Raw genomic sequence first — 10,448 nt, 5'->3', positions numbered from 1 at the left:
CTGAATGTTCGCACCTGGGACTGCCCAGATTGCGGTACTCAGGGCATCGACCGCGACGTGAATGCGGCCCGCAACATTCTGCAAGCAGGCACCGCGCTATTAGCCGGTGCAGATGGTTGAAAGATCATACCGAGGGGCACTCGGGAATGTACGCCTGTGGAGTTTGTGTAAGACCAGCAGTGCCAAGGCATTGAAGGCAACGAACATCGAAGCAGGAACCAGGAAGGTAACGACCTGGGAATCCCCTTCCTTTCCGCCGCAAGGCGGCAGCGCAAGCTGAGGGAGGGGAGGATGTCAAGTATACCCCTTTGAGATGTGCTGGGATTATGTACAGCTACCGAATAGTACAACCACTGGTAGGAGCGCTAGCGGTCCCCCGCCCGAAAAGCATTGACAGCGGCTAGCAAGCCCGCTTTACGCGTGATAGACTACGCCATCCTCTCAGACAAGACCCGTGAGCGGGCAGCTATAAGACTGCTCGTTACACTATTTGGCAGAGTTAGAAACGCTGCTAAATCAATTGGTTGTTACGGAAATGTCGTGATTTGGCAAATGCCAGCCGACAAACACATAGTAAATTCGTTGCCGTTTTTAGGCAGCCCTTATTCTCCAAGGAGATACCTGTGGCGAACAGCAAGCAAGCACGCAAGCGCGCCCGCCAGGCCGAGACTCGTCGTGTCCTGAAATCCAGCCAGCGCAGCATGGTCCGCACCTACATCAAGCGTGTGATCAAAGCGATTAACACCGGTGACCATGGCAAAGCGATGGAAGAGTTCAAGGTAATGCAGCCGGTCGTTGACCGTATTGCTGATAAAGACGTTCTTTCTAAGAAGAAAGCTGCACGTCTGAAAAGCCGCTTGAACAAGCGCATTAAGGCTCTGGCGGCGTAAGCCGGCAGGCGCCATAAAAAAAACCGGCTGCGGCCGGTTTTTTTGTGCCTGAACGTCGCCTACCGGGCGATATGTGCATCTCTATTTAGCCTGTAGGGAATAACCTGATGAGCGCCGATACACCACAGCATGCCAATATGCCGCCACCACGCCGCGGGCTAATGCGTTCGGGGTTGGTGGTCAGCGCGATGACCATGCTCTCCCGGGTGATGGGGTTGGTGCGCGATGTGGTCGTGGCAACGTTTTTGGGCGCAGGCAATGGCTCGGATGCCTTCTTTGTGGCGTTTAAAATTCCCAATTTTCTGCGCCGTTTATTTGCAGAAGGGGCGTTTAACCAGGCATTTGTGCCGGTGCTCTCTGAGTACTCCACCCAGCGCACCAAGCAGGAGATCCGTGAACTGCTGAATGCGGTAGCGGGGAGCCTAACCGCGCTGCTGGCGCTAATCACCGCGTTGGCGATGCTGGGCGCGCCCTGGCTGGTATGGCTGTTTGCCCCTGGCTTTGGACGCGACCCTGATAAACTCGCGATGACCGCCGATATGCTGCGGCTGACGTTTCCGTATTTGCTGCTCATTTCGCTCACCGCCTTCTCCGGCAGCGTGCTGAACACTTGGAACCGCTTTGCAGTGCCCGCATTTACGCCGGTGCTGCTGAATATTTCGCTGATCGGCGCGGCGCTATTCTTAATGCCGCTAATGGAAGAGCCCGCTATGGCGCTGGCGTGGGGCGTGCTGATTGCCGGGGCGGCCCAGCTTGCCTTTCAAGTGCCGTTTTTGCTGCGTTTGGGGCTGCTGCCGACGCCGTGGCCTAACTTCGCCCATGACGGCGTCAAGCGTATTTTAAAACTGATGGCCCCGGCGCTGTTTGGCGTATCGGTATCGCAGATCAACCTGCTGTTGGATACGGTGCTGGCATCGCTGTTGGCGGCGGGGAGCGTTTCGTGGCTCTACTACTCGGATCGGTTGGTAGAGCTACCGCTTGGCGTGTTTGGCGTGGCGATTGGCACCATTATCTTGCCTGCGCTTTCCAAGCGGCACGCGGAGCAGTCCACCGAGCACTTTTCCGCCATGTTGGATTGGGCGATTCGTGTGGTGCTGCTGTTGGGCGTGCCGGCGGCATTGGCGCTGGCGGTACTGGCCGAGCCGTTTTTGATTACCCTGTTCCACTACGGGGCGATGACCGATAACGATATTCAGATGGCGGCCATGAGCCTGCGTGCCTACGCCTTCGGTTTAGTGGCATTTATGTTGATCAAGGTGCTCGCGCCGGGTTTCTTTGCTCGCCAAGACACCAAAACGCCAGTCAAGGTAGGCATTATCGCCATGGTCGCGAACATGGTATTCAACCTACTGCTGATTTGGCCGCTGGCCCATGCGGGCTTGGCGTTGGCCACTGCGCTCTCTGCATTTTTAAACGCGGGGCTGCTGGGGTATCTGCTTTACCGCCAGCAGGTGCTGGTGTTTCAGCCGGGTTGGGGGCGTTACTCGGTGCAGTTAGTCGGCGGCAGCGTGCTGATGAGCGTGGCGCTTATGTTAGTCTCACCTGATTGGCAGGTGTGGTTAGAGTTTGGGCTATGGCAGCGCGTCCGCTGGGTGGCCGGGCTAGTAGTGCTCGGGGGCGGGCTCTACTTTATCTGGTTAACGGCGCTTGGCCTGCGGCTTCGCCACTTTAAAATGAACGGCTAGGCAAGGGGCAGGCGCGTGAGCGCTATTATCTTCTTCTGCACCAGAGCAGCGCGTTCGTTATAATCAAACGCTTTGAAAACGGCTAGCGGCCTTAAAACGGAAAACGCTTTTAAAACAAGCTTTTAAAAAAGAGGTGCCATGCACGTCATTCGAGGTCTGCACAATCTGACAGCGTCCCATCGTGGCTGCGTGGCGACCATTGGTAATTTCGATGGCGTGCATCGCGGCCATCAGGCGATTCTACAGCAGTGCCGCGAGCACGCTGCGCGCCTGAACGTACCGCTGACCGTGGTGGTGTTTGAGCCTCAGCCCCGCGAGTTTTTTGCCGGAGACCAAGCGCCGCCGCGCTTAACGCGCCTGCGGGAAAAAGTGCGCCTGCTGCGCGACCACGGTGCCGAGCAGGTGCTCTGCCTGCCGTTCAACGATGCCTTGCGCAGCCTCACCGGGCGCGAGTTTATCGATCAGGTGTTGATTGATGGGCTGGGCGTTAAGCATCTAGTGGTGGGCGACGACTTCCGCTTTGGCTGTGATCGCCGTGGCGACTTCAGTTTGTTAGAAGCCGTGGGGCGCACTCATGGCTTTGGCGTAGAGCACACTCGCACCTTCAAAGTCGATGACGAGCGGGTATCGAGCACCCGAGTGCGTACGCTGCTGGCCAGCGGTAACTTTGAAGTGGCCGCTCGCCTATTGGGCAGGCCTTATTCGCTACATGGCCGCGTGGTGCGCGACCAGCAGTTGGGTCGCACCATTGGCGTACCAACCGCGAACCTACCGCTATTGCCCCAGCCGCTGACGCTGCGGGGGGTGTTTGCGGTGGTGGCCGAATTGGCGAATGGCGAGCGCCACCCCGCCGTAGCGAACGTCGGGTTTCGGCCTACGGTGGGGTCTAAACGCCCTACGCTGGAAGTGCATCTGCTGGATTTTTCTGGCGATCTGTATGACCAACGGCTAACGGTTTACCCCTGCGCACGGCTGCGAGGGGAAGTGAAGTTTGACGATTTTGACGCGCTAAAAGCACAGATTCACCAGGACCAAGCCAAGGCGCGCCGCTACTTTGCGACCGCCGACGCTGATCTAACAACCTCTCTTCCGCTGGCCTCGGCCCCGCTTGGGCGTGAGACCGCTTCTTCTGATTTCACTTCGGCGGATGACGCCGCCGATACTAACGACGGCTGACCGGACTATGGACTATAAGCACACGCTAAACCTGCCAGAAACCGACTTTCCTATGCGCGGCATGCTGCCGAAGCAGGAGCCTGGGCGTGTTTCCCAGTGGCAGGATATGAACCTATACCAGCGCCTGCGCGAAGCCCGTGCGGGTGCGCCGCTGTTTGTACTGCACGATGGCCCTCCCTACGCCAACGGCAGTATCCATATCGGTCACGCCGTTAATAAAATTCTTAAAGATATTATCGTTAAGTCCAAAAACCTGGCGGGTTTTGATGCGCCCTACGTGCCGGGTTGGGACTGCCACGGCCTGCCCATTGAGCACAAGGTCGAAACCACCCACGGCAAGCACCTTCCGGCGGATAAAGCCCGTGAGCTGTGCCGTGAGTACGCCGGTGCCCAAATCGAAACCCAACTGGTGGACTTTGTGCGCCTGGGTATCATCGGTGACTGGGGTCATCCGTATCGCTCCATGGATTACGCCAACGAAGCGGGCGAGATCCGCGCGCTGGCGGATATGGTCGAGGCGGGCTACGTCTTTAAAGGCCTGAAGCCGGTGAACTGGTGCTTTGACTGCGGCTCGGCTTTGGCGGAAGCGGAAGTCGAGTACGCCGACAAAAAATCCGATGCCATCGACGTTGCCTTCCCCGTGGCAGACGCCGACAAGCTGGCGGCTGCGTTTGGTTTAAGCGAGCTGGCCAAGCCCGCCGCCGTGGTGATCTGGACCACCACGCCGTGGACCATTCCCGCCAACCAGGCGCTGAATGTTCACCCCGATTTCACCTACGCGCTGGTAGACACCGGCGAGCGCCTACTGCTGTTAGCCGAAGAGCTGGTCGAGAGCTGCTTAGAGCGCTTTGGTCTCCAGGGTGAAGTAGTGGCTACCACACAAGGTAAACACCTTGACCTGATCAATTTCCGCCACCCGTTCTACGACCGCCTCTCGCCGGTCTATCTGGCGGATTACGTTGAGTCTGAGGTGGGCAGTACCGGTATCGTTCACTCTGCTCCGTCTTACGGTATGGATGACTTTGTTACCTGCCGCGAGCACGGCATGAGCTTTGACGATATGCTGAACCCGGTGCAGGGCAACGGCGTTTACGCGGATGACCTGCCGTTCTTCGGCGGCCAGATGATCTGGAAAGCCAACCCGAACATCATCGAGAAGCTGCGTGACGTAAACGCGCTGATGGCCCACACGCCTATTAAGCACAGCTACATGCACTGCTGGCGTCATAAAACGCCGGTGATCTACCGCGCCACGGCCCAGTGGTTCGTCGGTATGGATATCAAAGGCAAGGATGGCAAGACCCTGCGCGAGCGCGCGCTGGCCGGTATCGAAGCGACGGAATTCACCCCTGCTTGGGGGCAAGCGCGCCTGCACAGCATGATCGCCAACCGCCCGGATTGGTGTATCTCCCGCCAGCGTAACTGGGGCGTGCCGATTCCGTTCTTCCTGCATAAGCAAACCGGTGAGCTTCACCCCAACACCGTAGCGCTGATGGAAGAAGCCGCCAAGCGTGTGGAGCAAGAGGGCATCGAGGCATGGTTCAAACTCGAACCTTCCGAGCTGCTTGGCGCGGAAGCCGCTGACTACGATAAAGTCACCGATACGTTAGACGTGTGGTTCGACTCGGGCACCACCCACCGCCACGTGCTGCGCGGCTCGCACCCCCACGGCCATGAAAGCGGCCCGCGCGCTGACTTGTACCTGGAAGGCTCGGACCAGCACCGTGGTTGGTTCCACTCGTCGCTGCTCACCGGTGCGGCGATTGATGGTCACGCGCCGTATCGTCAGCTGTTGACCCACGGCTTCACGGTGGATGCCCAGGGCCGCAAGATGTCCAAGTCCATCGGTAACGTGGTCGCGCCGCAAAGCGTGATGGATAAGCTGGGCGCCGATATTCTACGCCTGTGGGTAGCGTCTACCGACTACTCCGGTGAAATGGCCGTCTCGGATGAAATCCTCAAACGCACTGCCGATGTGTACCGTCGTATCCGCAACACCGCGCGCTTCCTGCTTTCCAACCTGAACGGCTTTGATCCCAAGCGGGACCAAGTGGCGTTTGGCGATATGCTGGCGCTGGACCAGTGGGTCGTTGATCGTGCCGCACAGCTTCAAGGCCGCATCGAAACCGCCTACGAGGAGTACCGCTTCCTGGATGTGTACCAGCAGGTACACGGCTTCTGCGCACGGGAGCTTGGCGGCTTCTACCTGGACGTGATCAAGGATCGCCAGTACACCACTCAAACCGACTCGCTGGCCCGCCGTAGCGCGCAAACCGCGCTTTATCACGTGGTGGAAGCGCTAAGCCGCTGGGTCGCGCCGATTCTCTCCTTCACCGCCGAGGAGATTTATGAGCATATCCCCGGCGAGCGGGGCGATAGCGTGCTGCTGGAGACCTACTACACCGGGCTTTCCACGTTGGATGAGGGCGCCGAGATGGGCCGCGCTTTCTGGGAGCAGGTGCTGGAGGTGAAGCACTCGGTGAACAAATGCCTGGAAGACGCCCGTAACGCCAAAGTGATCAAGGGTAGCCTCGCGGCAGAAGTGACGCTGTTCGTCAATGACGAGCTGCACGCGACGCTAGCGAAGCTGGGCGACGAGCTGCGCTTTGTGATGCTCACCAGTGAAGTGCACCTGGCACCGCTGGCAGATGCCGCCAATGCCGAAAGCACTGAGCTTGAAGGCTTGAAGGTTGCGGTGAGCGCCAGTGGGCATGCCAAGTGCGAGCGCTGCTGGCACCACCGGGCAGACGTAGGCAGCGTTGCCGAGCACCCGGACCTGTGTGGCCGCTGTGTAAGTAACCTGCCCGAAGGTAGCGGCGAGATTCGTCACTATGCCTAACACAGCTTCCCCGGTGAACGATTCACACCAGCGGCCGCCCATGCGGCGGCCGCTGCGCTGGCTATGGCTTGCCGTGGCGGTCATTGTGTTGGATCTTGCGACGAAGTATGCCGCTAGCCACTTTTTAAGCTATGCACAGCCGGTTGAAGTCTTGCCGTTTTTCAACCTCACGCTGCTGCACAACACCGGCGCGGCGTTTAGCTTTTTGGCCGAACACCCCGGCTGGCAGCGCTGGTTTTTTGCAGCCATTGCTATTGGTGCCAGCATTGGCCTCACCGTTTGGCTATCCCGCGTGCGTGCGGATGAGAAGCTGCTCGCTATCGCCTTGCCGCTGATTATCGGTGGGGCGCTGGGTAACCTATACGACCGCTTGATTCATGGCTATGTGGTGGATTTTCTCTCTTTCCATGCGGCAGGCTGGTACTACCCTGCCTTTAACGTGGCGGATATCGGCATTACCCTAGGGGCCATTGGCCTTATCTGGGAGTCGGTGATGGGCGAGCGTCGCCGCAAAAAAGCCGCGCACTCTTCATCTTCTTAACATGCCAATGAGTGAGGCATCATGGATTACCTAATTGACGACGGGATGGAAATTACCCTGCATTTCACGCTGAAGCTGGAAGATGGCACGGTGGTGGATTCCACCAAAGAGAAGGCACCGGCCACGTTCCAGTATGGCGACGGCAATCTGCCACCGGGGTTTGAACACCCCATTAAAGGCATGGCAGCGGGCCAGAGCGGGACGTTTCATATCACCCCTGAGCATGCGTTTGGCCAGCATAACCCGCAGAACATTCAAACCCTGAAGCGGGCCGACTTTGGCGACGAAACGCCTGAAATCGGCATGGTGATGTCGTTTGCTGATAAAGCAGGAACGGAATTGCCTGGCGTGGTCAAAACCATTGACGGTGACCGCGTAGACATTGACTTCAATCATCCGCTGGCAGGGCGTACATTGACGTTTGAGGTTGAAGTGCTCAACGTAACGCCGATCACCACTCACTAATTTCCTGAGCGATGCAGGTTGCATCAAGGCGCTTTTATGCAGTCATCAGAGTCATCTCAGCCCGTACAGATCAAGCTAGCCAACCCGCGCGGGTTTTGTGCGGGCGTCGACCGTGCGATCGATATCGTCAACCGCGCGCTGGATGTCTTCGGCCCGCCGATTTACGTTCGCCATGAAGTGGTGCACAACCGCTTTGTAGTAGAAACCCTGCGTGAACGCGGCGCGGTCTTCGTGGAAGAGCTCCATGAAGTGCCCGACGATGTGATTGTCATCTTCTCTGCCCACGGCGTTTCCCGGGCGGTGCAGCAAGATGCCGAGCAGCGTGGCCTGAAAGTGTTCGATGCCACCTGCCCGCTGGTCACCAAAGTGCATATGGAAGTGCTGCGCTACGCCAAGCGCGGCCAGGAGTGCATTCTGATTGGCCATGAAGGTCACCCGGAAGTAGAAGGCACCATGGGGCGCTACGACACCTCCCACGGCGGCAAGATTTATCTGGTGGAAGATGAGCAGGACGTTGCCAATCTGGTTGTCAATGACCCCTCGGCGCTAGCGTTCGTCACCCAAACCACGCTCTCCATGGATGACACTGCCAAAGTGATCGACGCGCTGCGGGAGAAATTCCCTGAGATTCAGGGGCCGCGCAAAGACGATATTTGCTACGCCACCCAAAACCGCCAGGATGCGGTGCGTGAACTGGCAGCAGATAGCGACTTGGTGCTGGTGGTCGGTAGCCCCAACAGCTCGAACTCCAACCGGCTGCGTGAGCTTTCTGAGCGTATGGGCACCCCCGCGTACTTGATCGATAACGCCGAGCAAATCGATCCATCGTGGTTAGAAGGCATAAAACGTATTGGCGTCACCGCTGGCGCGAGCGCCCCTGAAGTGCTCGTCAAAGGCGTCATTGATAAGCTGCAGACACTGGGCGCGGAAGCCCCCGTCGAACTGCAGGGGCGTGAAGAGAACATTACATTCTCTATGCCCAAAGAGCTGCGTGAACAGGTGATCGTCAGCGGATAATGCAAACCGTATCGGTTTAAGACATACTCCAAGTATGAGTAAACCGATATGGGAGCATCGCTTAGTGACTTATGGTTTTAATCGCCGCGCAGGGGATTATGGTAAGCACCAGCGCGGCTTTACCCTCATCGAATTACTGATTGCGGTGGTCATTATTGGGATCATCGCCAGCATCGCCTACCCCAGTTACGCCCGCTACGTCGAACGCTCCGTTCGCTCTGATGGCCAGACGGCACTCTTGCAAGCGGCTTCAGAAATGGAGCGCTGCTACTCCCGTGACTACACCTATGCAGAGTGTGATTTGGAGATGACACTTTCTCCGAGCGGCCATTACGCCATTTCAGTCGCTAGTGGTAGCCAAAGCGACGGCGGCTATATATTAACCGCGACGACCCAACGCTCAGACGGCTGTGATGAAGATCTCACCTTAAATGCAAAAGGGGGGCGTGCCCCAGAGGCGTGCTGGTAATGAAGCATCAGCAAGGGTTCTCACTCATTGAGGTGCTGATCGCGCTGGTAGTGCTTGCCTTTGGCCTGATGGGGGTGGCCGCCATGCAGATAAAAGCCCTGCAAAGCGCGACCGAAGGGTACCAGCGCTCAATTGCTGTGGTGGCGGCGGTCGATGCCCAAGAGAGAATTTGGAATCTATTAGCCAGCGACTCTAATTGCGAAGCCATAGAGACGTCAGCGGTGAGTGCCCTTGAAGATGATTGGATAGAGCACTGGTCAGCAGATACAAACGCCAAGCCGCTACGGGGCGCTAACTGGGACAACAGCGGTGTGAGGATGTCCGAAGGGTGCGAGTTTACAATTGTGATAGCCCTAAATAGCGTATCTAGCAACCGCGAGGAGGAGTACCTCTACAGTTTCATCCTCCCTAATGTGGAAAATACCCCATGAAAGCGATGAAGCAACAGCTGGGCGCTGGCTTGGTTGAGTTAATGGTGGCGATGGCGATTGGCACGGTGATTGCGCTAGGGGCGGGCCAACTCTTTTTATCTACCTTTTCGACGTTTAGCGCGGTGGATGAGCTAAGCCGGAAGCAAGAAGTAGCGGTGTTTTTAACGCAGATTTTAGCGGAAGAGCTGCGCAAGGAAGACGATGTTGATCGCTATGCGCTTTCTTGCTCTATAGCGGATGCCCAGTGTCTTTGCACAATTAGCGATACCGACAAAGGTAATCAACCGGTTATAAATTTTTATAAAGATTTTGAAGAAAACCACGTTATTAGCGACGCGGAGTGTAGCGAAGACCAGGAGCCGTTGGCGATACCAGAAGAAGGTCTAGATCATCACTATAAAGTTAAAGTTCCGATGATGCAGGGTGGTGAGTCGCTCATATTCCATGTCACTAAACGAGATATCGTAACAACCACCAATCCCGAGTGAGGTAACAATGAAAAAGCAGCAAAAAGGCGCGGCACTCTTTGTTGTCATGGCCTTGTTATCGGCCTCTATGGTGGTGGGTATGAGTGCTATGCAGTCCTCCCTTGTGGATGAGCGGCTGGCAGGCAACTTTCGCTCTTCGGTTCAAGCGCAAATGACCGCTGAAAATACCTTGGCGTCGTTAGTTAATCCTGTCAATACTGCAAGTCGCAACGAATATTTAGGACAGTTAGTGGCAAATCCGCAACTGCTTGAAGAGACGGAAGGAAAGCTAACGGGTGATGAGATCGCTCAGCTACTTCAAGCAGGTAAGTGCCTATTCAAAATTAATCGCGCACTCAGTGCCGTAGCCATCGAGTAGCCGGTGTACCTCATCACAGAGGTTATCAAACGAAAGATACGCACTCAGCGGCAGCCATGCATACTTCATCTGCCGCCACAGAATCTCAA

At 57.0% G+C, this 10,448-nt stretch carries 12 protein-coding genes and 1 pseudogene; 12 read left to right on the top strand and 1 reads right to left on the bottom strand.

Features of this window, described 5'->3' with window-relative positions; all coding sequences use genetic code 11:
* The 12 genes from AC13CN_RS12840 to AC13CN_RS12785 all read left to right on the top strand — a co-directional run.
* A partial coding sequence (locus tag AC13CN_RS12840; RefSeq protein ID WP_483053051.1) for a zinc ribbon domain-containing protein occupies positions 1 to 120 on the top strand: 120 nt, incomplete at its 5' end.
* Positions 121 to 623: 503 nt separating this feature from the next.
* The gene (gene rpsT / locus AC13CN_RS12835; protein WP_016916025.1) at positions 624 to 890 is read left to right on the top strand and encodes a 30S ribosomal protein S20; all 267 of its coding nucleotides are present in this window, start codon (positions 624 to 626) and stop codon (positions 888 to 890) included.
* Positions 891 to 997: 107 nt separating this feature from the next.
* Positions 998 to 2,575 (top strand): murein biosynthesis integral membrane protein MurJ, encoded by a 1,578-nt coding sequence (murJ, locus tag AC13CN_RS12830; protein ID WP_474790927.1) that lies wholly within the window; start codon positions 998 to 1,000, stop codon positions 2,573 to 2,575.
* A gap of 138 nt (positions 2,576 to 2,713) precedes the next feature.
* Entirely contained in the window at positions 2,714 to 3,751 is a 1,038-nt protein-coding gene (gene ribF, locus AC13CN_RS12825; protein WP_044630332.1) for a bifunctional riboflavin kinase/FAD synthetase, read from the top strand.
* A 7-nt stretch (positions 3,752 to 3,758) separates the two neighbouring features.
* The gene (gene ileS, locus AC13CN_RS12820) at positions 3,759 to 6,590 is read left to right on the top strand and encodes an isoleucine--tRNA ligase (RefSeq protein ID WP_474790928.1); all 2,832 of its coding nucleotides are present in this window, start codon (positions 3,759 to 3,761) and stop codon (positions 6,588 to 6,590) included.
* Positions 6,583 to 7,131, top strand: a complete 549-nt coding sequence (gene lspA, locus AC13CN_RS12815; protein ID WP_289099753.1) for a signal peptidase II — start codon at positions 6,583 to 6,585, stop codon at positions 7,129 to 7,131. The genes ileS and lspA overlap by 8 nt, the downstream gene beginning before the upstream one ends.
* 21 nt (positions 7,132 to 7,152) lie before the next feature.
* A complete protein-coding gene (fkpB, locus tag AC13CN_RS12810; protein WP_062375595.1) occupies positions 7,153 to 7,596 on the top strand; it encodes an FKBP-type peptidyl-prolyl cis-trans isomerase in 444 nt (147 codons plus the stop codon).
* Positions 7,597 to 7,632: 36 nt separating this feature from the next.
* Entirely contained in the window at positions 7,633 to 8,613 is a 981-nt protein-coding gene (ispH, locus tag AC13CN_RS12805; RefSeq protein WP_058576367.1) for a 4-hydroxy-3-methylbut-2-enyl diphosphate reductase, read from the top strand.
* A 34-nt stretch (positions 8,614 to 8,647) separates the two neighbouring features.
* Positions 8,648 to 9,082 (top strand): type IV pilin protein, encoded by a 435-nt coding sequence (locus AC13CN_RS12800; protein WP_082051478.1) that lies wholly within the window; start codon positions 8,648 to 8,650, stop codon positions 9,080 to 9,082.
* Complete coding sequence (locus tag AC13CN_RS12795; protein WP_172514899.1) at positions 9,082 to 9,513, top strand: type IV pilus modification PilV family protein; 432 nt, start codon at positions 9,082 to 9,084, stop codon at positions 9,511 to 9,513. The genes AC13CN_RS12800 and AC13CN_RS12795 overlap by 1 nt, the downstream gene beginning before the upstream one ends.
* Complete coding sequence (locus AC13CN_RS12790; RefSeq protein ID WP_074211479.1) at positions 9,510 to 10,001, top strand: PilW family protein; 492 nt, start codon at positions 9,510 to 9,512, stop codon at positions 9,999 to 10,001. The genes AC13CN_RS12795 and AC13CN_RS12790 overlap by 4 nt, the downstream gene beginning before the upstream one ends.
* 7 nt (positions 10,002 to 10,008) lie before the next feature.
* Positions 10,009 to 10,359 (top strand): pilus assembly PilX family protein, encoded by a 351-nt coding sequence (locus AC13CN_RS12785; RefSeq protein WP_483053193.1) that lies wholly within the window; start codon positions 10,009 to 10,011, stop codon positions 10,357 to 10,359.
* On the opposite strand, the pseudogene AC13CN_RS12780 reads toward AC13CN_RS12785, so the two are convergent.
* Positions 10,315 to 10,448 (bottom strand): annotated as a pseudogene (locus AC13CN_RS12780) (IS630-like element ISHsp2 family transposase); the annotation flags it as partial. The gene AC13CN_RS12785 and the pseudogene AC13CN_RS12780 overlap by 45 nt on opposite strands.

It is taken from the genome of Vreelandella sp. L-25 (genome assembly GCF_056857535.1).
This window is presented reverse-complemented; position numbering and strand designations above follow the sequence as displayed.

What these genes read in the sequence shown, in the direction of transcription:
- murJ (WP_474790927.1), top strand. Translation starts at nt 998, where the DNA reads ATGAGCGCCGATACACCACAGCATGCCAATATGCCGCCACCACGCCGC.
- ribF (WP_044630332.1), top strand. Translation starts at nt 2,714, where the DNA reads ATGCACGTCATTCGAGGTCTGCACAATCTGACAGCGTCCCATCGTGGC.
- ileS (WP_474790928.1), top strand. Translation starts at nt 3,759, where the DNA reads ATGGACTATAAGCACACGCTAAACCTGCCAGAAACCGACTTTCCTATG.
- lspA (WP_289099753.1), top strand. Translation starts at nt 6,583, where the DNA reads ATGCCTAACACAGCTTCCCCGGTGAACGATTCACACCAGCGGCCGCCC.
- fkpB (WP_062375595.1), top strand. Translation starts at nt 7,153, where the DNA reads ATGGATTACCTAATTGACGACGGGATGGAAATTACCCTGCATTTCACG.
- ispH (WP_058576367.1), top strand. Translation starts at nt 7,633, where the DNA reads ATGCAGTCATCAGAGTCATCTCAGCCCGTACAGATCAAGCTAGCCAAC.
- AC13CN_RS12800 (WP_082051478.1), top strand. Translation starts at nt 8,648, where the DNA reads ATGAGTAAACCGATATGGGAGCATCGCTTAGTGACTTATGGTTTTAAT.
- AC13CN_RS12795 (WP_172514899.1), top strand. Translation starts at nt 9,082, where the DNA reads ATGAAGCATCAGCAAGGGTTCTCACTCATTGAGGTGCTGATCGCGCTG.
- AC13CN_RS12790 (WP_074211479.1), top strand. Translation starts at nt 9,510, where the DNA reads ATGAAAGCGATGAAGCAACAGCTGGGCGCTGGCTTGGTTGAGTTAATG.
- AC13CN_RS12785 (WP_483053193.1), top strand. Translation starts at nt 10,009, where the DNA reads ATGAAAAAGCAGCAAAAAGGCGCGGCACTCTTTGTTGTCATGGCCTTG.